This is a genomic window from Streptomyces sp. NPDC034103, from assembly GCF_055575395.1.
Map to the genome: position 1 here is coordinate 88,719 of NZ_JBVISS010000009.1, position 22,715 is coordinate 111,433.

A 22,715-nucleotide genomic window follows, 5' to 3' on the forward strand; every position below is an offset into this window, starting at 1 on the left:
TCCTTGGTGGGTAACGGGTTCATCAGGTCAAAGGCAGGAGGGTGACGGGGCGACCGTGGTCACAGCGGGGTCGGATGGGGACCACGGCCGCCCCGGGCAACGGGAGGGCGCTCAGCCCTTGGTACCGCCCGCGGTCAGGCCCGTGACGAGGTTCTTCTGCACGAGGTAGAAGAACGCCGAGACCGGTATCGCGATCAGCACGGCCGTCGCGGCCATCAGGTTCCGCTGGGCGTCGTGCTCGCTCACAAAGCTCTGCAGGCCGACGGCGAACGTGTACTTGGTGTCGGACAGCATGAACGTCGAGGCGAACGCGACCTCGCCGAAGGCGGTGAGGAAGCTGTAGAACGCGGCGACCGCGAGTCCGGGCTTGGCGAGCGGCAGGATCAGCCGCGCGAACGTCCCGAAGGGGGTCAGCCCGTCGACGCGTCCGGCCTCGTCGATCTCGAACGGGATGGTGTCGAAGTACCCCTTGAGCAGCCAGGCGCAGTACGGCACCGCCGTGGTGCAGTACACGAGGACGAGCCCGAGGTAGCTGTTGATGAGCTGGAGGTCCGAGAGCATCTGGTACATCGGCACCATGAGAACGGCCACCGGGAACATCTGCGTGACCAGGAGCACCCACATGAACTTGCGGTAGCCCGGAAAGCGCATCCGGGACACGGCGTACCCGGTGGTCGCGGCCAGCAGCACACCGATCACCGTGGTGCCCAGCGAGACGATCAGCGAGCTCTTGAGCCAGCTGAAGAACTCGGTGTGCTGGAGGACGAACGAGTAGTTGTCGAACGTCATCTTCTTCCAGATGCCGCCCGGGTGGAGGTAGTCGTCCTTGTCCGGGCCGAGGGACAGGAAGACCAGCCAGGCGATCGGGAAGAGCGCGACGAGGCTCGCGACGATCAGGATGCCGTGCGAGACGAGGGAGCCGGCGCGGCTCTGCTCACCGCGGCGGATCCGGCGGGGGGCCGGTGCGGGGCCGGCCTTGGACACCGCGGCGGAGGTCTCGACTGTGGTCGTACTCATGTGGGCTCCTGCCTCAGATCGCGAGCTGCTGGTCATTGCGGTTCAGCCAGCGGCGGTAGAAGGAGGTGAAGACGATCAGGATGGCCAGCAGCAGCATGCCGTAGGCGGCCGACTGGGCGAAGTCACGCGGCTGCTGTCCGAAGCCGAGGTAGTACGCCCAGGTGACCAGGATCTGGGCGTCGGGGGCGGTGTCGCCGAACAGCAGGAAGATGATGGCGAACTGGTTGAAGGTCCAGATGATGCCGAGCAGGACCACGGTGGAGCTGACGGACCTGAGCCCCGGCAGGGTGACGTAGCGGAACCGCTGCCAGGCACTGGCGCCGTCCATCTCGGCGGCCTCGTACAGCGAGGCGTCGATGGACTGCAGTCCGCCGAGCAGCGAGACCATCATGAACGGCACACCGCACCAGGTGTTGACCATGATCGCGGCGAACCGCTGCCAGAAGGTGTCCTCCAGCCACAGCGGGGTGGGCAGGTGGAGGGTCTCCAGGAAGCTGTTGACGATGCCGCCGTCGGCGAGCATGAACCGCCAGCCGAAGACGGTGACGAAGGTCGGCACGGCCCACGGCAGGACCAGGATCAGCCGGTAGAAGACGCGGCCGCGCAGCTTCTGGTTGAGCAGCAGGGCGAGGGCGAGTCCGATGCCGTAGTGCAGGGCCACACAGGCGGCCGTCCACACGATCGTCCAGATGAAGTGCGACCAGAAGCGGTCGTAGGCGGTGTCGCCCCACAGGATGTCGGCGTAGTTGTCCAGGCCGATGAACTTGTAGGTGGCGTCGATGTGGTTGACGCCGATCGTCCGCGCGGTGTTCAGGCTGTTGGCGTCGGTGAGCGTCAGGTAGAGGCCGTACACCAGCGGGTACAGCACGAGGACGCCGAGCACGACCACCACGGGGGCGATCATCGCGTACGCGTACCAGTGCTTGTGGTAGCGGTTCTTCAGGCGCTGGCCCAGCCCGGGGCCCGGCCCGCGGTCACCGCGGCGCTTGCCGGTCGCGCGGTCGATGGCGACTGTCATGGTTCGACACCTTCTGGGAGTTCAAGGGGTGTACGGCTCACAGGCCGATGGCCGCCGGATCCCTCCCCCGTGGTCCGGGGATCCGGCGGCCGCTCGGGGCTTACTTGCTGAAGTCCGGGACCAGCTTGGCGATCGCGGTCTCGGCGTTGCTCAGCCCCTTGTCCAGGGACTCCTTGCCACCGGCGATCTTGGGCAGCTCGGTGTCCAGCGGGCCCCACAGGGAGCTGTACTCGGGCAGCGCCGGGCGCGGCTGGGCGGCGGACAGGACCGTGCCGTAGCCGGCGATGCCCGGGTCGGCCTTGACCTCGGTGGTGTAGGCGTCGTCACGGGTGGGCAGCGTGGAGTTCTTCAGCGCGATGGCCGACTGGGACTTCGCGGAGGTCATGAAGTTGACGAACTTCAGCGCGGCCTTCTGGTGGGCCTCGTCGGAGCCGGCGTAGACGGACAGGTTGTGACCGCCGGTCGGGGCGCCCGCCTTGCCGGTGGAGCCGGCCGGGACGGTGGCGATGCCGAGGTTGTCCCTGTCCTTGAACGCGGCGCCCTTGTAGAAGTTGGTGATCTCCCACGGGCCCTGGATGATCGCGGCGACCTTGCCGTTGACGAACGCGTCCTGGATGTGGGCGTAGGCGTCGGCGGTGGTGTCGGCCTTGTGCAGGCCCTTGCCGGAGAACAGGCTCAGCCAGGTGCCGTACGCCTTCTTCGCGGCGGCGGAGTTCACCGTGACCTTCTGGGCGTCGGCGTCGACGGTGTCGGTGCCCTCGCCGTAGAGGAAGGACTGGGCGTAGTAGGCCTGGGTGGAGCCCCAGTAGCCGTCGACGCCGGTCTTGTCCTTGATCGTGGCGGCGGCCTTCTTCAGGTCGTCCCAGGTCTTGGGGGCCTCGACGCCGGCCTTCTTCAGGAGGGCCTTGTTGTAGACGAGGGCGAGGGTGTCGGTGACCAGCGGGACACCGTAGGTCTTGCCCTCGTACTTGGCCTGCTCGATCAGGTTCGGCTTGAACTTGCCCTGGTCGGCGAGGGCCTCGGTGCCGTCCAGCGGCAGGAGGTAGCCCTTCTTGGCGAAGGCCGGGGTCCAGCCGACCTCGGAGCGCAGCACGTCCGGGGCGCCCGAGGCGCCGGCGGCGGTGTCGAACTTGTTCTGCGCCTGGTCGAAGGGGACGTTGACGTACTTGACCTTGACGTCCTTGTTGGCGGCCTCGAAGTCCTTGATGAGGGCCTTGTACGTCGGTGCCTCATTGGTGGCGTTGGAGGTGTCCCACCAGGTGATGGTCACCGGACCGCTCGAGTCGCCGCCACTGTCGCTGTCGCCGTTGCAGGCCGTCGCCGCGAGGGCGAGGGACGCCACCAGTGCGGTGGCCGCTATGCCACGCCGCATGAGTTCTCCTTGAGGGTGAAAGCCCGTGTGGTGCAGGGGTGGCCCCGTCTGCCGTCCCTGCTGGTGCAGGGGGTGCGGTCCCGACCGCTCTCCCTGCCGTCGTGCCGACTGCGCCGTTGCCGCCGCCGGGCGTGGCCGAACGTAACAGCGCTGCAAGCGTTGCGAAAGACCTTGCAGCAAAAAAGTGCAAGACGTCGGCGAAGTTATCCGCACGTGACCTGGGGGCAACTGCCGTGAGACCCTTGTTTCCAACGGTGGGGCGGCACACGACGGGTTGTGCAAGACTCTGCAAGCTCTTGCCATCACTTTCATGAGGGAGCGCGATGACGCAGCAACCCGGAGCCACCCGGCCAACAGGTCGGCCGCGGCGCCCCATTGGTGGGCAAGGGCAGACCCGGCCGGTACAGTCCACCCCTGTGACCACACGGCTTGCGGACATCGCCGCGCAAGCGGGGGTGAGCGAAGCGACGGTCAGCCGGGTCCTCAACGGGAAGCCGGGCGTCGCCGCCACCACCCGCCAGTCCGTGCTGGCCGCACTGGACGTGCTCGGCTACGAACGTCCCGTGCGGCTGCGCCAGCGCAGCGAGGGCCTGGTGGGCCTGATAACCCCGGAGCTGGAGAACCCCATATTCCCGGCGCTGGCCCAGGTCATCGGGCAGGCGCTGACGCGGCAGGGCTACACACCGGTCCTCGCCACCCAGACCCCGGGCGGCTCCACCGAGGACGAGCTCACCGAGATGCTCGTCGACCGGGGCGTGGCCGGCATCATCTTCGTCTCCGGGCTGCACGCGGACACCTCCGCCGACATGCAGCGCTACGAGCAGTTGCGCGGCCAGGGCGTGCCGTTCGTGCTCGTGGACGGTTTCTCGCCGAAGGTGCAGGCGCCGTTCATCTCCCCCGACGACCGGGCGGCGATGACGCTGGCGGTGACGCACCTGGCCTCGCTCGGGCACACCAGGATCGGCCTGGCGCTGGGGCCGAAGCGGTTCGTGCCCGTGCAGCGCAAGATCGAGGGCTTCGTGCGCGCGATGCAGGACCAGCTGGGGCTGCCCGCGCAGACGATCGAGACGGAGCTGGTCCAGCACTCGCTCTACACCCTGGAGGGCGGCCAGGCGGCCGCCGCGGCGCTGATCGCCCGCGACTGCACGGCGGTGGTCTGCGCGAGCGACATGATGGCGCTGGGGGCGATACGGACCGCCCGGCAGCTCGGCCTGGACGTGCCGAAGGACATCTCGGTGGTCGGCTTCGACGACTCCCCGCTGATCGCCTTCACCGACCCGCCGCTCACCACGGTCCGCAAGCCGGTGCCCGCGATGGGTCAGGCCGCGGTGCGCACGCTGCTCGAGGAGATCGGCGGAACGCCCGCGCCGCACAGCGAGTTCGTGTTCATGCCGGAGCTGGTGGTGCGCGGTTCGACCGCTTCGGCTCCTGGGGACCGGAATCGTCCTTAGGGCGGAGGAACCGGGGTTGCGGGGGCATCCGCGGGGAGGAGCTCGAGGGCTCGTCTCGCCGTAGGACATGCGTCCTGGACCCGACCGGGGGATGATCTGGGGGCAAGGGCTTTTCTGGCAGACTCTGTGTCCATGGGTGATTCGACCGTGACGACACTGGAAGGCCGCGAAGAGGCCGTGTCCCAGCCTGTCGCGGCCGACACGAGGCCGGGCTTCCGGCACCGGCTGCGCACCCCGCGCCGCCCCCGCCTCTGGTTCGAGATCCTGCTGATCGCGGTGAGTTACTGGACGTACTCACTGATCCGCAACGCGGTCCCGGAGCAGAAGGCCGAGGCGCTGCGCAACGCCGACTGGATCTGGCGGGTCGAGCACGACCAGGGGATCGCGGTCGAGCAGTCGGTCAACCACGCCGTGAACTCGGTGACTTGGCTGATCGTGGGCATGAACTACTACTACGCGACGCTGCACTTCGTGGTGACGCTGGGTGTGCTGGTGTGGCTCTTCCGCGGTCACCCCGGCCGTTACGCGGCGACGCGCACGGTGCTGTTCGCGACGACCGGCGTGGCCCTCGTCGGTTACTACCTGTACCCGCTGGCCCCGCCCCGGCTGATGAACGGCGGCGACTTCGTCGACACGGTCGTGGTGCACCAGACCTGGGGGTCGATGGCGTCCGGCGACCTGAAGAACATGTCGAACCAGTACGCCGCGATGCCGTCCATGCACATCGGCTGGTCCCTGTGGTGCGGCCTGACCCTCTTCGCGCTGGCGTCGGTGCCGTGGGTGAAGGTCCTGGGCCTGCTCTACCCGGCGGCCACCCTGGTCGTCATCGTCGCCACCGCCAACCACTTCTGGCTCGACGCGGTCGGCGGCGCTCTCTGCCTCGCCTTCGGCTTCACGGTGGCCCGCCTCTGGTACGGGGCCCTGCCGTACTCCCTGCCGCGACTGGTACCGACGAGGCGCGTGCCGGCCTCACGGGCGGGCTCCCGCTCCTAGCGGGGCGCCAAGCCTCAGCGTCCGGGCTTCACGCGCCCGGGCTTCAGCGTCCGGACCGCAGGCGCCCCACCCAGCGCCCGAGCCTGCGTCGGGCCCGCCGCGGCCCCGACCGCACCGGCCGCCGGGGTCCCGTCGCGGCCGCGGCACCGGGGTCGCGCTGCCAGTGGTCGTCCGGCGACAGCAGCGGCGCCTTGCGCTCCGCCTGCGCGCGGATCTCCACATGCGACTCGTGCGCGGTGACGCGGAACGCCTCCTCGTAGGAGGCCAGGGCCGCGCTCACGGCCCCGCCCGCCAGCCCCCGGCGGCGGATGCGCGCCGCGAGCCAGGTGAGCAGGCCCAGGACCGCGGCCAGGCCGCCGAGCAGGAACAGAAACGGCAGTAACGCACCCATGAGCGGGAGCCTACCGGCCGTCCTGCCGCCCGGAGGGGCCGACCGGCTCCGCTCCGGCCGCCTCCCGCATGGCCGCGATGAACGCCCGCAGCGCCGGCTGCGGCGGTGCCGTCTCCCGCACGGCCGCGTGGATCGAGCGCGTCGGCCGCGGCCCCCGCAGCTGTCGTACGACCACACCCGGCCGGAGGCCCACGCCGAGCCCCAGTCTGGGGATCATGCTCACGCCCAGCCCGGCCGCGACGAAGCCCTGCGCGGTGACGTAGTCCTCGCTGTCGACCACGAACCGGGGGCGGAAGCCGGCCGCCTCGCAGGCGGTGAGCTGGGCGTCGAGGCAGGGGCCGGGCCACTCGCTGCCGACCCAGGCCTCCTCGGCGAGGTCGGACATCTCCAGCACGGAGGCGTCCGCAAGGCGGTGCCCCTCGGGCAGCACCGCGAGGTACGGGTCATCCAGCAGGTGCAGCAGGCGCACGCCGTCGGGAGCCGAGGTCCGCGGGCCCACCACCAGCGCGAGATCCGCGCGGCCCTCCCGGACGTCCGGCAGCGGGTCGTCGGGGTCGATCAGCTTCAGCTCGATCTGGACGCCGGGGTGTTCCGTCCGCAGCCGGGCCACCGCGGGGGCGACCAGTGAGGCGCCCGCCGTGGCGAAGTACCGCACCGACAGCCGGCCCGTGCGCCCCGCCAGCAGATCGGCGAGGGCCGTCTCCGCCTCGGCGACCTGGCGGCTGATGGTGTCCGCGTACTCGGTCAGGAGCAGCCCCGCGGCCGTGGGGCGTACCCCGCGCCCGACCCGTTCCAGCAGGTCCGTGCCGGTCTCCTTCTCCAGCGCGGCGATCTGCTGGCTCACCGCCGAGGGCGTGTAGCCGAGCAGCGTCGCCGCCCCCGTCACCGACCCGCTGCTCACCACGGCCCGCAGCATCTGCATCCGACGCACATCCAACATGTAGGACAGCTTAACGACTCATCCAGAACTCTTCACTTGTCCTCACGCGTTCTGTCGCGGACGGTAGAGCCATGTCTCCCGCCTCCACGCTCCGCATGGCCGTCCTCGCCCTCCTGTGGGGCTCGGGGTTCCTCTGGATCAAGCTCGCTCTCGACCACGGCCTGTCCCCCGCACAGATCACCATCGTCCGGTGCGCGCTGGGCACCGCGACCCTGCTGGCGCTGGCCCGCGCGGCCGGTCAGCGGCTGCCCCGCTCCCGGGCCACCTGGGGCCACCTGGTCGTGGCCGCGCTGTTCTGCAACGCGATCCCGTTCGCCCTGTTCGCGGTGGGTGAGCAGCGCCTGGACTCGGGCATCGCGGGGGTCCTCAACGCCACGACCCCCCTGTGGTCGCTGCTGATCGGCGTCCTGCTGGGCACCGACCGCGGGCTGCGCCCCCTGCGCCTGGCCGGGCTGCTCCTCGGCTTCGCCGGCACGGTGCTGATCTTCGCCCCGTGGCAGCGCTCCGGCCTGCTGAGCTGGAGCGCGCTGGCCCTCCTGGGCGCGGCCGCGAGCTACGCCGTGGCGTTCGCGTACATGGCCCGCAAGCTCACCGACAAGCGGGCCCCGATGGCGATGTCCGCCGCCCAGCTGATGGTCGCGACCGGCTGGACCACCCTGTCCCTGCCGGTCGCCGGCCCGGTCGAGGCGGACCTCACCGCGCTCCTCGCGGTCGCCGCCCTGGGCGTCCTGGGCACCGGCGTGACCTTCTACCTCAACTACCGCCTGATCGCCGACGAGGGCCCGACGTCGGCGGCGACGGTCGGCTACCTCCTGCCGGTGGTCTCGGTGGCCCTGGGCGCGCTGGTCCTGGGTGAGCAGGTCGGGGTCCGGGTGCTGGCAGGCATGGCGATCGTCCTGACGGGCGTCGCCATGACGCGCCCCAGGGCGACGCGGGGCGGTGCGGGGTCCGCGGCCAGCGCGGCGGGGGCCAGCGGGGCGGCGCGGGGCCGTGCCGGGTCCGCGGCCAGCGCCGCGCGGGCCAGTGCGGCGGCGCCGGGGCGTGCCTAGTCCGCGGCCAACGCCGCGCAGGCGACCACGGCGACGCCGGGCCGTATCGAGCCCGTGACCACCGCCGCGCGGGCCACCACGGCAGCGCCGGGCCGTGCCGAGTCCGCAGCCACCACCGCGCAGGCCACCACGGCGGCGCCGGGCCGAATCGAGCCCGCGGCCACCACGGCAGCGCCGGGCCGTGCCGGGTCCGCAGCCACCGCCGCGCAGGCCACCACGGCGGCGCCGGGCCGTATCGAGCCCGCGGTCACCGCCGCGCGGGCCACCGCGGCGGTGCCGGTGCCGGGGCCGAAGAAGGCCTACGCCCCGTAGAACAACGTCTCCACGACCCCCCGCGCCTTGCGCGTGGTGCGCCGGTAGTCGTCCAGCATGTCGCCCACATGCCCGGGGCCGTACCCCAAGTACCGCCCCACCGCGGCCAGTTCACGCGGGTCGGAGGGGAAGGTGTCCCCGGCCCGCCCGCGCACCAGCATCACCGCGTTGCGCACCCGCGTGGCCAGCACCCACGCCTCGTCGAGGGTCTCGGCGTCCTCCCCGGAGACGAGTCCGGCCGCGCGGGCCGCCGCGAGCCCCTCCCGGGTGCGGGTGGTGCGCAGGCCGGGCTCGGAGTGCGCGTGCCGCAACTGCATGAGCTGCACGACCCATTCGACGTCGGACAGCCCGCCCGGCCCGAGCTTGGTGTGCAGCTTGGGGTCGGCGCCGCGAGGCAGCCGCTCGGACTCCATGCGTGCCTTCAGCCGCCGGATCTCCCGTACGGCGTCCTCCCCGAGCCCTCGCTCCGGGTACCGCAGCGGATCGATCAGCTCGATGAAGCGGCGGCCCAGATCCTCGTCGCCCGCGACGACTTCGGCGCGCAGCAGCGCCTGGGACTCCCAACCCAGGGACCACCGGCGGTAGTACGCCTCGTACGACTTCAACGTCCTGACCAGCGGCCCGGACTTGCCCTCCGGGCGCAGGTCGGCGTCGATCAGCAGCGGCGGGTCGGCGCTCGGGATCTGGAGCAGGCGGCGCATCTCGGAGACGACCTTGTTGGCCGCGTCGGACGCGGACCGCTCGGGTACGCCGTTGCGGGGCTCGTGGACGAACAGGACGTCCGCGTCGGAGCCGTAGCCGAGTTCGTGGCCGCCGAAGCGGCCCATGCCGATGACGGCGAACCGGGTCGGCAGGGTGTCGCCCCAGGTGTCCCGCACGACCGCGCGCAGGGTGCCCGCGAGGGTGGCCGCGGTGAGGTCGGAGACGGCGGCGCCGACCCGGTCCACCAGGGCGCCCTGGTCGGCCTCGACGGGCCGGGTCTCGGTGCCGTAGGAGCCGACGATGTCCGCGGCCGCGGTACGGAACAGCTCGCGGCGGCGTACTCCGCGGGCCGCGGTGACCGCCTGCTCGGCGCCGTCCGCGCGCCGGACCGCGGCGAGGATCTCCTGTTCGAGGGCGGCCCGGCCACGCGGGGCGAGCCCGCCGCCGGTGCCGTCGCTGTCGCCGAGCAGCGCCACCGCTTCCGGGGCGCGCATCAGCAGGTCGGGGGCGAGGCGCCCGGCGGACAGGACCCGGGCGAGGTTCTCGGCGGCGGCGCCCTCGTCGCGCAGCAACCGCAGGTACCAGGGTGTCTTGCCCAACGCGTCCGACACCTTGCGGAAGTTGAGCAGACCGGCGTCCGGGTCGGCGGAGTCGGCGAACCAGCCCAGCAGGACGGGCAGGAGGGTGCGCTGGATGGCCGCCTTGCGGGTGACGCCGGAGGCGAGGGCCTCCAGGTGGCGCAGGGCCGCGGCCGGGTCACCGTACCCGAGGGCGACGAGCCGTTCCCGGGCCGCTTCCGGGCTCAACCGGGACTCGCCGGGGGCGAGTTGGGCGACGGCGTCGAGCAGCGGCCGGTAGAAGAGCTTCTCGTGCAGCCGTCGTACGACACTGCTGTGCCGCTTCCACTCGCGGTTCAGCTCGGCGACCGGGTCGGTGCGCAGGCCGAGGGAGCGGCCGATGCGGCGCTGGTCGGCCTCGTCCTCGGGGACGAGGTGGGTGCGGCGCAGCCGGTAGAGCTGGATGCGGTGCTCCATGGTGCGCAGGAAGCGGTAGGCGTCGTCGAGCTGGACGGCGTCGTCGCGACCGACATAGCCGCCGGCGGCGAGCGCCTGGAGCGCGTCGAGGGTGGTGCCGCTGCGCAGCGAGGCGTCGGCGCGGCCGTGCACCAACTGCAGGAGCTGTACGGCGAATTCGACGTCCCTGAGGCCGCCGGGCCCGAGCTTCAGCTCGCGGTCGACCTCCGCCAGGGGGATGTTCTCGACGACCCGGCGCCGCATCTTCTGCACGTCGGCGACGAAGTTCTCGCGCTCGGCGGCCTTCCAGACCAGGGGTTCGAGGGCGGCGACGTACTGCTCGCCGAGTTCGATGTCACCGGCGACCGGGCGGGCCTTGAGAAGGGCCTGGAACTCCCAGGTCTTGGCCCAGCGCTGGTAGTAGGCGAGGTGACTGGCGAGCGTGCGCACGAGAGGGCCGTTGCGGCCCTCGGGGCGGAGGTTGGCGTCGACCGGCCAGATCGACCCCTCCACGGTGGTCTCGGAGCAGATCCGCATCATGTGCGAGGCGAGCTTGGTGGCGGAGCGCAGGGCCTTGCCCTCGTCGGCGCCCTCCACCGCCTCGCCGACGAAGATGACGTCCACGTCGGAGACGTAATTCAGTTCGTGGCCACCGCACTTGCCCATGGCGACGACCGCGAGCCGGCACAGCGCGGCGTCCTCGGGGGCGGCGGCGCGGGCGATGGCGAGGGCGGCGCGCAGGGTCGCGGTGGCGAGGTCGGCGAGCTCGGCGGCGGTCTGGGCGACGTCGGTGGTGCCGCACACGTCACGGGCGGCGATGGACAGCAGACAGCGCCGGTAGGCGACCCGCAGGGCGACGGGGTCCGTGGCCTCGGCCAGTCCCCGCTCGAACTCCTCCACCCCCGGGTGCAGATCGCGCGGCTCGTACATCACCAGCGCCTGCCAGTCGCCCGCGTGCCGGGCCAGATGCTCGGCGAGCGCGGAGGACGCGCCCAGCACTCCCAGCAGCCGGTCCCGCAGGGGCTTGGCCGCTATCACCGTGTCCAGCAGCTCACGGTCGGGCTGGGCCTCCAGGAGCCGTACGAGACCGTGCAGCGCGAGGTCGGGGTCGGCGGTGGCCCCGAGGGCCTCCAGCAGCACCGGGTCGTTGCGTACGGCGGACAGCTCCCCGCTCTCCAGCAGCCGCTCGGCCGCCGAGGGATCGGTGAACCCGTGCCGCAGCAGCCGGCTGAAGGTACTGCTCCTGCGCCCCGGCGCCGTCATCCTCGGCCTCCTCCGATCAAGGTCGTACCTGCCCGAGCCTAACCGGACAGGGGGTGAGAAGCGCCGGGGCGGAGGGAGCGGGGTGACGGGTCCGCGCCACGCCACAGGCACCGGCACCGGCACCGGCACCGGCACCGCGAGCCTCGATCGTCCAGCGGCCGGTGAACGCGGCTCTGTACGGGGCGCCGGAGCGCTCGGGCGTCCATGGCCGGCGGGACCGCCGTACGGGGTGCTTTCGTGTTCTCGGTGGCGCCGCGCACCGTTTTCGGCTTCGGTAAGGGGAGCCGTTCGGCCAGACCCGCGGCGATTCTCCAGGAGGACTAGCGATGGACTTCACGCTCGAAGTGATTCCGCTGCCCGTGAGCGACATCGACCGGGCTCGGGACTTCTACCGGGACAAGGTCGGCTTCCACGTCGACATCGACCAGGAGGTCATGCCGGGCATGCGGATCGTCCAGCTCACGCCCCCGGGCTCGGGCTGTTCGATCGCGCTCGGTGACAGCATCTGGGAGACCATGGACGGCCCCCGCCCGGCCCCCGGCTCCTATCAGGGCCTGCAACTGTGCGTGAGCGACATCAAGGCGGCGCACGCGGAGCTCACCGAGCGCGGTCTGGAGGTGTCCGAGCCGGTCCAGTACACCCCCGACGACGGCGCCACGTTCATGTACTTCCGGGACCCGGACGGCAACGGCTGGGCGATCCAGGAGTACAAGCGCCGGCTGACGGAACCGCTGCACCAGGTGCTGGCCAGGCCGGCGGGCCAGTAGTCCGCGGGCTCCCCCCGTACGCCGAAGGGGCCGGCGGTCCACGACCGCCGGCCCCTTCGTACCGCGCGCGCTACAGCACCGGCAGGTTCTTCCGCAGCTCGAACGCGGTCACCTCGGACCGGTACTCCTCCCACTCCTGCCGCTTGTTGCGCAGGAAGAAGTCGAAGACGTGCTCGCCCAGCGTCTCGGCGACCAGGTCGCTGCGCTCCATCAGGGTCAGGGCCTCGCCCAGGTTCTGGGGCAGGGGCTCGATGCCCATGGCGCGGCGCTCGGCGTTCGACAGGGCCCAGACGTCGTCCTCGGCGCCCGGCGGAAGCTCGTAGCCCTCCTCGACGCCCTTGAGACCGGCGGCCAGCAGGAGGGCGTAGGCGAGGTACGGGTTGGCGCCGGAGTCGAGGGAGCGGACCTCGATGCGGGCCGAGCCGGTCTTGCCGGGCTTGTACATCGGGACGCGGACCAGGGCCGAGCGGTTGTTGTGGCCCCAGCAGATGTAGGAGGGGGCCTCGCCGCCGGCGCCGGCGGTGCGCTCGGTGCCGCCCCAGATGCGCTTGTAGGAGTTGACCCACTGGTTGGTGACCGCGGAGATCTCCGCCGCGTGCTTGAGCAGGCCCGCGATGAAGGAGCGGCCGACCTTGGAGAGCTGGTACTCCGAGCCCGACTCGTAGAACGCGTTGCGGTCGCCCTCGAAGAGGGAGAGGTGGGTGTGCATGCCCGAGCCGGGGTGCTCCGAGAACGGCTTCGGCATGAAGGTCGCCTGGACGCCCTGCTCCAGCGCCACCTGCTTCATCACCAGGCGGAACGTCATGATGTTGTCGGCCGTGGAGAGCGCGTCGGCGTAGCGCAGGTCGATCTCCTGCTGGCCGGGGGCGCCCTCGTGGTGGGAGAACTCGACCGAGATGCCCATCGACTCCAGCATGGTGATCGCCTGGCGGCGGAAGTCCATGCCGATGTTCTGCGGGGTGTGGTCGAAGTAGCCGGAGTTGTCGGCCGGGGTGGGGCGCGAGCCGTCCAGCGGGCGGTCCTTCAGCAGGAAGAACTCGATCTCCGGGTGGGTGTAGAAGGTGAAGCCCAGGTCGGAGGTGCGGGCCAGGGCGCGCTTGAGCACGTACCGCGGGTCGGCGAAGGACGGGGAGCCGTCCGGCATCAGGATGTCGCAGAACATCCGGGCGGTGCCGGGAGCCTCCGCGCGCCACGGCAGGACCTGGAAGGTCGAGGGGTCCGGCTTGGCGATCATGTCGGACTCGTAGACCCGGGCGAAGCCCTCGATCGCGGAGCCGTCGAAGCCGATGCCCTCGTCGAAAGCCTGTTCCAGCTCGGCCGGCGCCACGGCGACGGATTTGAGGAAGCCCAGCACGTCCGTGAACCACAGGCGTACGAACCGGATGTCCCGCTCCTCCAACGTACGGAGCACGAACTCCTGCTGCTTGTCCATCTAGCTTCCCCATCCTTGCTGGTCAGGCCGCCTGTCTCGGGTCCCGTGCGAGACGGACCGGACACCTGAGCATCCCACCACAACACCATTTCATCCGTGTTGCGGACCATGATCGGCGGGCCGACCCCTGAGCGAACGCCCCACGTACGGCAGGTGTACTGTTCCGCCGCCCATCTTGCCTGCTCGCACCCCCATCCGTAATGCCGGACGGGCCGGAACCTGCCGCGCGGTGATCACCGGCTCTTCGGCCATTCTGCGCCCTCCCTTTCTAAGAGCACCCCCTTCCCCATTACCATCAGCGGACCCGATCGGCCCTCCTTACCCAGAAGGACACCTCCCATGGGCTCCGCCAAGAACAAGAACTCCGCCGAGCGCAAGGCGCGAATAGCGGAGATGCGGCGTGCCGAACAGGCCCGCGAGCGCCGCAACCGGCTCCTGACGATCGCGGCGAGCGTGGTCGTCGTCACCGGTCTCGTCGTGGGCGGTGTCGTGCTCGTGCAGTCGCAGGACGACGACGGCGGCTCGGTGGCCGACTCCAGCAACCCGGGGCACTGGACCACGGGCAAGGACGGCGTGAAGACCTGGTCGGCGAAGCTCAGCCAGACCCATGTCACCAAGACCGTGAAGTACCCGATGACGCCCCCGGCCGGCGGTGACCACGACGCCCGCTGGATGAACTGCAACGGCGACGTCTACACCAAGGAACTCAACGACATGAACGCCGTGCACTCGCTGGAGCACGGCTCGGTCTGGGTGACGTACACCTCCAAGGCCAAGAAGGCCGACGTGGACGCGCTGGCGGCGAAGGTGAAGAAGACGCCGTACACGCTGATGAGCCCGTACGAGAAGCAGGCGGCCCCGATCATGCTGACGGCGTGGGGCCACCAGCGGACGGTGACGAGCGCCGACGACCCGAACATGGCGAAGTTCTTCGAGAAGTTCGTCCAGGGTGAGCAGACACCGGAGAAGGGTGCGGCGTGCACGGGCGGTCTGTCGTAGTGCGCAAGGCCGGCTGGATCGCCTCGGCCGCGGCGGCGGTACTCGTCGCGGCCGGCGGGATCACCTACGCCGTCGCCGAGGACGGCGGCTCCGGCGACACCCCGACCGCGGACTCCGCGGACGCCGGGTTCGCCCGCGACATGGCGGTGCACCACCAGCAGGCGGTGGAGATGTCGTTCATCGTCCGCGACCGCACGAAGAACGAGGACGTGCGGCTGCTCGCGTACGACATCGCGCAGACCCAGGCCAACCAGCGCGGCATGCTGCTGGGCTGGCTGGACCTGTGGGAGTTGCCGAAGGTGTCCTCGGACCCGCCGATGACCTGGATGGACATGGGCGGCATGGCCTCCGGCGAGGACGGCGCGCTGATGCCGGGGATGGCGACCAACACCGAGATGGCGAAGCTGCGCAAGCTCAGCGGCAAGCAGGCCGAGGTCTTCTATCTCCAGTTGATGACCGACCATCACAAGGGCGGTATCCACATGGCCGAGGCCTGTGTCGAGCGCTGCACGGTGAAGGTGGAGAAGCAGATCGCGCAGGGCATGGTCAACGGGCAGGAATCGGAGATCCAGTTGATGGCGGACATGCTCCGGGAGCGGGGCGCGAAGGCCCGCCCATAGAGGGTTAACCCTCGGTCCGAGCCGTGTCCCAACCCTCAAATGGCGTGGTCATTAGGTTAATTGGGCTCCTCTTGGGGCTCGTATTCCCCTGACATGAACGGTTCGTCGAAAGAGTGACCACCGTCGAGTGATCCACTCGAGACGAACCGCACCCAGGGGGTTCCATGAGATCCAACCGTGTCGCGACGCGCGCCGGTGTGAGCATGGCAGCGACACTGCCCATGATCGTCGGCGCGCTCGCGCTCGGCATACCCGCGGCGCACGCCGCGGACGGCCCCGCCCGGGACACGCTGGCCGGGACCAGGCCCGCGTGGGCCACGGCCAAGGCCGACAAGGGCGCCACGGCGGACACCTCCCAGGTCTCCGCCCGGGTCTATCTCGCCGGCCGGGACGCGGCCGGCCTCGCCGCGTACGCGAAGGCCGTCTCCGACCCGTCCTCGGCGTCGTACGGCAAGCACCTGAGCGCGCGGCAGGCGCAGGCCCGCTTCGGCGCGACGAAGGCCCAGGTGGCGGCGGTGAGGTCCTGGCTGACGTCGGCGGGTCTGAAGGTCACCGGCGTCACGCGGCACTACGTCTCCGTCTCCGGTGACGTGGCCGCCGCCGAGAAGGCGTTCGGGACCCAGCTGCACAACTACGCCAAGGGATCGAAGACTTACCGCGCGCCCGCGAAGGCGGCCTCCGCGCCGGGGAGCCTGAACGGTGCCGTCCTGACCGTCACCGGCCTGGACAACGCGCCGCACAAGGCGAGCAGCAAGGACCAACTGCCGCCGCCGGACGCCGTGTTCAAGAACGCCGGGCCGTTCTCCTCGTACTACGGCTCGAAGATCGCGAGCACCCTGCCCGAGGCCTACGGCTCGAAGATCCCGTACGCCGTCAAGGGCTACACGGGCAAGCAGCTGCGCGCCGCCTACGGCGCGGGCACGTACACCGGCAAGGGGGTTCGCGTCGCCATCACCGACGCCTACGCCTCCCCGACCATCGCCTTCGACGCGGCCACCTACGCGAAGAAGAACGGCGACGCGGCCTACAAGAGCAGCCAGCTCAAGCAGGTCCTGCCGAAGAACTACACCAGGACCGAGGAGTGCGGGGCGGCCGGCTGGTACGGCGAGGAGACCCTCGACGTCGAGGCCGTGCACGCGGTCGCGCCGGACGCGAACATCACGTACGTGGGTGCCGCGTCCTGCTACGACGACGACCTGCTCGACTCGCTCAGCAAGGTCGTCGACGACCACCTGGCCGACATCGTCTCCAACTCCTGGGGCGACATCGAGGCCAACCAGACGCCGGACCTCGCGGCCGCCTACGACCAGGTCTTCCAGTTCGGCGCGGTCGAGGGCATCGGCTTCTACTTCTCCTCCGGCGACAACGGTGACGAGGTCGCCAACACCGGGACGAAGCAGGTCGACACCCCGGCCAACTCGGCGTGGGTGACGGCGGTCGGCGGTACCTCCCTCGCCGTCGGCAAGGGCGACAAGTACCAGTGGGAGACCGGCTGGGGCACCGAGAAGGCCACGCTGTCCGCGGACGGCAAGAGCTGGACCGACTTCCCCGGCGCGTTCACCTCGGGCGCGGGCGGCGGCACCAGCAAGACGGTCGCCGAGCCCTTCTACCAGAAGGGGGTCGTCCCGGACGCGCTCGCGACGGCCAACAACGCCGCCGGCAACCGTGTCGTGCCGGACATCGCGGCGGTCGCCGACCCGAACACCGGTTTCCTGGTGGGCCAGACGCAGACCTTCCCGGACGGCTCGCAGCGGTACAGCGAGTACCGCATCGGCGGCACCTCGCTGGCCTCGCCGGTGATCGCGGCCGTGCAGGCGCTCGCCCAGCAGGCGCGGGGCGGCAAGGCGATCGGGTTCGCGAACCCGTCGATCTACGCGAAGTACGGCTCGAAGGCCTTCCACGACGTCACGGACAACCCGACGGGCTCCGGACTCGCGGTGGCGCGCGTCGACTACACCAACGGCTTCGACGCCGGCGACGGGCTGAGCACCTCGGTCCGCAGCCTCGGCAAGGACAGCTCGCTGTCCGCGGTCAAGGGCTACGACGACGTCACCGGCGTGGGTACGCCCGCGAACGGTTACGTGCAGTCGTTCAGGCGGCACTGACCCGGACGACGTACGTCCGTGAGGGCCCGGTCCCGAAGGCGAGCACCTTCGGGACCGGGCCCTCACGCACGCCCCGCCTACCGTCGCGACCCGGGATCCGTCCGCTCACGGCGGCCGATCATCACGTGGCTCACGACACCCGCGACCAGCAGCACAACCCCGGCGACGAGGAACGGCAGCGGCGCGTACTCCTCGGTGCAGCTCTGCCCGCCCGGCAGCGCGTGGCACACCTCTCCCGGGCCGCCCCGGTTCAGGTGGGCGAGGTGGAACAGCGGCAGGGACAGCCCCGAGACGGCGCCCACGACAGCGCGTGCGGGCCCGGTGCGCAGCAGAGCCACCGCGGCCGACGCGGCGAGTACGACGAAGGCCGCGCCCACCGTCAGGATCGCCGCGAGACCGACGCCGGCGCACGCTCCCACGAGGAGCCAGGCCAGGAACCAGCCCCATCCCGCCGTACGGCTCGGACCGTCATCGCTCATGCCGCTCGCCCCGCCCCCGGTCGTGGCGCTCATGCCGCTCATGGCGCTCGTCCAGGGGGAGGGTAGAGGGCGGGAGTAAGGGGCGAGGGTAAGAGCCCCGTCCACCCCCAGCCCATCGCGTCGCTCTGACGATTACACTGATCCCGTGACTGCCTCGAACTTCTGGTCCATCTATCAGCACGGGTTCGCACGCGTCGCCGCGTGCACGGGGCACACCGTCCTCGCGGACCCGCCCGCCAACGCCGAAGCGGTACTGCGACACGCGCGCCGGTGCTCCGAGGAGGGGGTCGCGGTCGCCGTCTTCCCCGAGTTGGGGCTGTGCGGCTACTCCATCGAGGACCTGCTCCTCCAGGACGCGCTGCTCGACGAGGTCGACACGGCGCTCGCGGAGGTGGTCGCCGGGTCGGCCGACCTGCTCCCGGTGCTGGTCGTCGGCGCCCCGCTGCGCTACCGCAACCGGGTCTACAACTGCGCGGTGATCGTGCACCGCGGCCGGGTCCTCGGGGTCGTGCCGAAGTCGTACCCGCCCAACTACCGGGAGTTCTACGAGCGTCGGCAGATCGGCGACGGCGCCGACGAGCGCGGCGGGTCGATCCGCCTGGGCGGTTCGGTCGTCCCGTTCGGCGTGGACCTGCTGTTCGAGGCCGCCGACGTCCCCGGTCTGGTGCTGCACGCGGAGATCTGCGAGGACATGTGGGTGCCGGTGCCACCCAGCGCGGAGGCCGCTCTCGCCGGAGCCACCGTCCTGGTCAACCTCTCCGGCAGCCCCATCACGGTCGGCCGGGCCGAGGACCGCAAGCTGCTGTGCCGCTCGGCGTCCTCCCGCTGCCTCGCCGCGTACGTGTACGCGGCGGCCGGACTCGGTGAGTCGACGACCGACCTGTCCTGGGACGGCCAGGCCATGGTCTACGAGAACGGTGTGCTGCTGGCCGAGACCGAGCGGTTCCCGCTGGGCGACGAGTACGCGGTGGCCGACGTGGACCTGGACCTGCTGCGGCAGGAGCGGATGCGGATGGGCTCGTTCGACGAGAACCGGCGCACCCATCGGACGCGGGCCGGGGACTTCCGGACGGTGTCGTTCGAACTCGACCCGCCCGCGGGCGACCTGGGCCTGAGGCGCCGTCTGGAGCGCTTCCCGTTCGTCCCGGCCGACGCCGACCGGCTCGCCCAGGACTGCTACGAGGCCTACAACATCCAGGTCGCCGGCCTCCAGCAGCGGCTCGCGGCGATCGGCGGCCCGAAGGTGGTCATCGGCGTCTCCGGCGGTCTGGACTCCACCCACGCGCTGATCGTGGCCGCCCGCGCGATGGACCGGGCGGGGCGTCCGCGCAGCGACATCCTCGCCTGGACGCTGCCCGGCTTCGCCACCAGCGACCACACCAAGGACAACGCCCACCGCCTGATGCGGGCCCTCGGCGTCACCGCGGCCGAGCTGGACATCACCCCGACCGCCCGGCTGATGCTGAAGGAGATGGGCCACCCCTTCGCCTCCGGCGAGCCGGTCTACGACGTCACCTTCGAGAACGTCCAGGCAGGCCTGCGCACCGACTACCTGTTCCGCCTCGCCAACCAGCGCGGCGGCATCGTGCTCGGCACCGGTGACCTCTCCGAGCTGGCGCTCGGCTGGTCCACGTACGGCGTGGGCGACCAGATGAGCCACTACAACGTCAACTCGGGCGTGCCGAAGACGCTGATGCAGCACCTGATCCGGTGGGTCATCAGCAGCGAGCAGTTCGACGAGGAGACCGGTGACATCCTCGCCGCGATCCTCGACACCGAGATCAGCCCGGAACTCGTACCGGGCGAGGAGATGCAGTCCACCGAGTCGAAGATCGGCCCGTACGCGCTGCACGACTTCACGCTCTTCCACGTCCTGCGCTACGGCTTCCGGCCCTCGAAGATCGCCTTCCTGGCCTGGCACGCCTGGCACGACGAGAAGTCCGGCGACTGGCCGCCGAACTTCCCCGAGGCCAAGCGGGTGACCTACGACCTGCCGGAGATCCGGCGGTGGCTGGAGGTGTTCTGCCGCCGCTTCTTCGCGTTCGCGCAGTTCAAGCGATCGGCCATGCCGAACGGGCCGAAGGTGTCGGCGGGCGGTTCCCTGTCCCCACGGGGCGACTGGCGGGCCCCGTCGGACAGCTCGGCGGCAGCGTGGCTACGGGATCTCGAACGGTTCGACTGAGCGCGCGGGGCCTGCCCCTGCTGGGGGTTCCGCCTGGGCCTCGGGGGCCGGGGTGCCTCACCTTCGGGCGAGGGGGCGGAATGGCGGCGGCCTACGCTACCGAGGGCTCGGTGGACGGCCCTCGGGGGGCCGGGGTGCCTCACCCTCGGGCTAGGGGCGCGCGGACGGGCGGTAGCGCAGGCCATCGCCCGTCCACCGCCAGACCGGCGCACCGGCCCGCCCCGCTCCCCTCAGTGCTCCACCCTCTCCGCGACCCGCGGGCTGTGCACCGCGACCAGCCGTCCGCCGCCAGACCCTCGCGCGGGCCCGCGTCGGTCCACGGCGTACGCCGTCGCCGCGACGCCCAGGCCGAGGACGGCCAGGGCCGCGCCCGCCAGGGCCGGGGACGTGGCGCCGAAGCCCGCGGCCAGGGTCAGGCCGCCGATCCAGGCGCCGCCGGCGTTGGCCAGGTTGAAGGCGGCCTGGTTGGCGGAGGAGGCGAGGGAGGGGGCGCTGGACGCCTTCTCCATGACCATCAGCTGGAGCGGGGAGCCCGTGACGAAGGCGGCCGTGCCGAGCAGGACGACCGCCAGGGCCGCGCTCCACGCCGTCGTCATGAGCACCGGGAACAGGGCCAGGACCAGGGCCAGCGAGGCCAGTCCCGCGAACAGCGTGCCGCGCATCGCGTGGTCGGCCAGCCGTCCGCCCAGCAGGTTGCCGATCGTCGCGCCGACGCCGAACAGCGCGAGCAGCAGCGTCACACTCCCCCCGGCGAAACCGGCGGAGTCCGTCAGCATCGGCGTGATGTAGCTGTACGCGGCGAAGAGCGCGCCGAACCCGGCGACGGTCGTGCCGAGGGCGAGCCAGACGGGAAGGGACCTCAGGGCCGCCAGCTCACCGCGCAGACCGCCGCCGGAAGCCGCCGCCGCCTTGTCGTGCGGAATCAGCGACGCGAGGGACCCGATCGCGGCGAGGCCGATCGCGCTGACGCCGAGGAAGGTCGCCCGCCACCCCCACTGCTGTCCCATGAGCGTGGCGACCGGCACCCCCGCGATGTTGGCGACGGTCAGTCCGAGGAACATCAGGGAGACCGAGCGGGCCCTGCGCTCCGGCGCGACCATGCCGGTGGCGACGACCGCGCCGACCCCGAAGAACGCGCCGTGCGGCAGACCGCTCACGAAGCGGGCCGCCAGCAGCCAGTCGTAGTCGGGCGCGAAGGCGGAGGCCGCGTTGCCCGCGACGAACAGTGCCATCAGTCCGATCAGAACGGTCCGGCGGGACATGCGGGCGGTGACGGCGGCGAGCAGCGGGGCGCCGATGACGACGCCCAGGGCGTACGCGGAGACCAGGTGACCGGCGGTGGGTATCGAGACGTGCAGGTCGTCCGCGACATCGGGCAGCAGCCCCATCATCACGAACTCGGTGGTGCCGATACCGAAGGCGCCGACGGCGAGCGCCAGCAGGGCCAGGGGCATGAAAAAGGGGCCTTTCCAGAGCGGGTTCCACAGCATATGTTCATCTGCGGAACAAAGCCCATCGGGCCCCGTATTCCATCCGGTCAGGACGACGTGTCGACCTTCACACGGGCCGCCACCGGAAGGTGGTCGCTCCCCGTCTCCGGCAGGGTCCACGAGCTCTCCGGCTCGATCCCCTTCACCAGGATCTGATCGATCCGCGCCATCGGGAACGACGCCGGCCAGCTGAACCCGAACCCGCTGCCCGCCGCCCCCTGCGTGGAGCGCATCTGCGCGGTCACGGCGTTGAGCGCGCGGTCGTTCATCGTGCCGTTGAGGTCGCCGAGCAGCACCACCCGCGACAGCGACTCGTCGGCGATGGCCTCGCCGAGCGCGTCGGCGCTCTTGTCGCGCTGCCGGGCGGTGAACCCGGCCTTCATCTTGACCCGCACCGAGGGCAGGTGGGCGACGTAGACCGCGACCTGCCCCTCCGGCGTCGCCACGGTGGCCCGCATCGCACGCGTCCAGCCCAGCTTGATGTCGACGGGCTGCACGCCGGACAGCGGGTACCTGCTCCACAGCCCGACGGTGCCCTGCACCGAGTGGTACCGGTACGTCCCCGCCAGCGCCTTCTCGTACGTCGGCACCGCCGCCGAGGTCAGCTCCTCCAGCGCCACCACGTCCGCCCCGGACGCGGCCACGTCCCGGGCGGTGCCGGCCGGGTCGGGGTTGTCGGCGTTGACGTTGTGCGTGGCCACCGTGAGGTCACCGCCGGAGCCGGTCTTGTCGGTGACCAGCCCGCCGAAGAGGTTGAGCCACACGACCGCCGGGAGCACCACGGCGATCAGGGCGGTCGCCGACTTGCGTACGACGGCGAGGACCAGCAGCACCGGCACGGCCACGCCCAGCCAGGGCAGGAAGGTCTCGGTGAGACTGCCGAGGTTGCCGATGCGGTTGGGGATGCGCGAGTGGACCAGCATCACCAGCGCCAGGAGCCCCGCCAGCGCCGCGAGGACGAGACCGCGGCGCCAGATTCTCGCGTCGCCCCGCCAGCCGCCGACGACCCGGTCGATCAGGCGCCGGAGCCTGGAGCCCCGACGCTCGGGGTCCGAGCCGCCGTTGTCCGTCTCCTCCATGTACGCCTGCTGCGCCATACCGCGATCGCCTCACTGCCTGC

At 71.2% G+C, this 22,715-nt stretch carries 19 protein-coding genes; 9 read left to right on the plus strand and 10 right to left on the minus strand.

Features of this window, described 5'->3' with window-relative positions; all coding sequences use genetic code 11:
* Nucleotides 1-111: 111 nt before the first annotated feature.
* The 3 genes from ACZ56U_RS21035 to ACZ56U_RS21045 form a co-directional block, all read right to left on the minus strand.
* A complete protein-coding gene (locus ACZ56U_RS21035; protein WP_469085517.1) occupies nt 112-1,017 on the minus strand; it encodes a sugar ABC transporter permease in 906 nt (301 codons plus the stop codon).
* 13 nt (nt 1,018-1,030) lie between these two features.
* On the minus strand, nt 1,031-2,035 hold the full coding sequence (locus ACZ56U_RS21040) for a carbohydrate ABC transporter permease (protein ID WP_469085518.1): 1,005 nt from the start codon (nt 2,033-2,035) through the stop codon (nt 1,031-1,033).
* Nucleotides 2,036-2,135: 100 nt separating this feature from the next.
* Nucleotides 2,136-3,407: an extracellular solute-binding protein gene (locus tag ACZ56U_RS21045; RefSeq protein ID WP_469085519.1), complete on the minus strand. Its 1,272-nt coding sequence runs from the start codon at nt 3,405-3,407 to the stop codon at nt 2,136-2,138.
* Between the two features lie 416 nt (nt 3,408-3,823).
* On the opposite strand from ACZ56U_RS21045, the gene ACZ56U_RS21050 reads away from it, so the two are divergent.
* Both ACZ56U_RS21050 and ACZ56U_RS21055 read left to right on the plus strand, forming a co-directional pair.
* Nucleotides 3,824-4,858 (plus strand): LacI family DNA-binding transcriptional regulator, encoded by a 1,035-nt coding sequence (locus ACZ56U_RS21050; RefSeq protein WP_469085520.1) that lies wholly within the window; start codon nt 3,824-3,826, stop codon nt 4,856-4,858.
* Nucleotides 4,859-4,990: 132 nt separating this feature from the next.
* Entirely contained in the window at nt 4,991-5,851 is an 861-nt protein-coding gene (locus ACZ56U_RS21055) for a phosphatase PAP2 family protein (protein WP_469085521.1), read from the plus strand.
* 43 nt (nt 5,852-5,894) lie between these two features.
* Here ACZ56U_RS21055 and ACZ56U_RS21060 read toward each other — a convergent pair whose 3' ends face one another.
* Nucleotides 5,895-6,242, minus strand: coding sequence for a hypothetical protein (locus ACZ56U_RS21060; protein ID WP_469085522.1), 348 nt, complete (start codon nt 6,240-6,242; stop codon nt 5,895-5,897).
* Between the two features lie 10 nt (nt 6,243-6,252).
* Entirely contained in the window at nt 6,253-7,182 is a 930-nt protein-coding gene (locus ACZ56U_RS21065) for a LysR substrate-binding domain-containing protein (protein ID WP_469085523.1), read from the minus strand.
* 71 nt (nt 7,183-7,253) lie between these two features.
* Here ACZ56U_RS21065 and ACZ56U_RS21070 point away from each other — a divergent pair, with 71 nt between their 5' ends.
* Together ACZ56U_RS21070 and ACZ56U_RS21075 are read left to right on the plus strand one after the other, a co-directional pair.
* The gene (locus ACZ56U_RS21070; RefSeq protein WP_469085524.1) at nt 7,254-8,231 is read left to right on the plus strand and encodes a DMT family transporter; all 978 of its coding nucleotides are present in this window, start codon (nt 7,254-7,256) and stop codon (nt 8,229-8,231) included.
* A gap of 54 nt (nt 8,232-8,285) precedes the next feature.
* The gene (locus tag ACZ56U_RS21075) at nt 8,286-8,543 is read left to right on the plus strand and encodes a hypothetical protein (protein WP_469085525.1); all 258 of its coding nucleotides are present in this window, start codon (nt 8,286-8,288) and stop codon (nt 8,541-8,543) included.
* Here ACZ56U_RS21075 and ACZ56U_RS21080 read toward each other — a convergent pair.
* Nucleotides 8,531-11,521: a bifunctional [glutamine synthetase] adenylyltransferase/[glutamine synthetase]-adenylyl-L-tyrosine phosphorylase gene (locus ACZ56U_RS21080; RefSeq protein ID WP_469085526.1), complete on the minus strand. Its 2,991-nt coding sequence runs from the start codon at nt 11,519-11,521 to the stop codon at nt 8,531-8,533. The two genes, ACZ56U_RS21075 and ACZ56U_RS21080, sit on opposite strands and share 13 nt — an antisense overlap.
* 326 nt (nt 11,522-11,847) lie before the next feature.
* Between ACZ56U_RS21080 and ACZ56U_RS21085 the strand changes: the two genes are divergently transcribed.
* Complete coding sequence (locus tag ACZ56U_RS21085; protein ID WP_391229692.1) at nt 11,848-12,288, plus strand: VOC family protein; 441 nt, start codon at nt 11,848-11,850, stop codon at nt 12,286-12,288.
* A 70-nt stretch (nt 12,289-12,358) separates the two neighbouring features.
* Here ACZ56U_RS21085 and glnA read toward each other — a convergent pair whose 3' ends face one another.
* Nucleotides 12,359-13,720, minus strand: coding sequence for a type I glutamate--ammonia ligase (gene glnA, locus ACZ56U_RS21090; RefSeq protein WP_391229689.1), 1,362 nt, complete (start codon nt 13,718-13,720; stop codon nt 12,359-12,361).
* A 339-nt stretch (nt 13,721-14,059) separates the two neighbouring features.
* On the opposite strand from glnA, the gene ACZ56U_RS21095 reads away from it, so the two are divergent.
* The 3 genes from ACZ56U_RS21095 (at nt 14,060) to ACZ56U_RS21105 (ending at nt 17,444) form a co-directional block, all read left to right on the plus strand.
* Nucleotides 14,060-14,719 carry a DUF3105 domain-containing protein gene (locus ACZ56U_RS21095; RefSeq protein WP_469085527.1) on the plus strand — a complete coding sequence of 220 codons (660 nt, stop codon included), beginning with the start codon at nt 14,060-14,062 and terminating at the stop codon, nt 14,717-14,719.
* Nucleotides 14,698-15,339 (plus strand): DUF305 domain-containing protein, encoded by a 642-nt coding sequence (locus ACZ56U_RS21100; RefSeq protein ID WP_469085528.1) that lies wholly within the window; start codon nt 14,698-14,700, stop codon nt 15,337-15,339. The genes ACZ56U_RS21095 and ACZ56U_RS21100 overlap by 22 nt, the downstream gene beginning before the upstream one ends.
* Nucleotides 15,340-15,542: 203 nt before the next feature.
* Complete coding sequence (locus ACZ56U_RS21105) at nt 15,543-17,444, plus strand: S53 family peptidase (protein WP_469085529.1); 1,902 nt, start codon at nt 15,543-15,545, stop codon at nt 17,442-17,444.
* A gap of 77 nt (nt 17,445-17,521) precedes the next feature.
* On the opposite strand, the gene ACZ56U_RS21110 is transcribed toward ACZ56U_RS21105, so the two are convergent.
* Nucleotides 17,522-17,956, minus strand: a complete 435-nt coding sequence (locus tag ACZ56U_RS21110) for a hypothetical protein (protein ID WP_469085530.1) — start codon at nt 17,954-17,956, stop codon at nt 17,522-17,524.
* A gap of 112 nt (nt 17,957-18,068) precedes the next feature.
* Here ACZ56U_RS21110 and ACZ56U_RS21115 point away from each other — a divergent pair, with 112 nt between their 5' ends.
* Entirely contained in the window at nt 18,069-20,105 is a 2,037-nt protein-coding gene (locus ACZ56U_RS21115) for an NAD(+) synthase (protein ID WP_469085531.1), read from the plus strand.
* A 230-nt stretch (nt 20,106-20,335) separates the two neighbouring features.
* On the opposite strand, the gene ACZ56U_RS21120 is transcribed toward ACZ56U_RS21115, so the two are convergent.
* Together ACZ56U_RS21120 and ACZ56U_RS21125 are read right to left on the minus strand one after the other, a co-directional pair.
* A complete protein-coding gene (locus tag ACZ56U_RS21120) occupies nt 20,336-21,559 on the minus strand; it encodes an MFS transporter (RefSeq protein WP_469085532.1) in 1,224 nt (407 codons plus the stop codon).
* 83 nt (nt 21,560-21,642) lie between these two features.
* Nucleotides 21,643-22,692, minus strand: a complete 1,050-nt coding sequence (locus ACZ56U_RS21125) for an endonuclease/exonuclease/phosphatase family protein (RefSeq protein ID WP_469085533.1) — start codon at nt 22,690-22,692, stop codon at nt 21,643-21,645.
* Between the last annotated feature and the right edge of the window lie 23 nt (nt 22,693-22,715).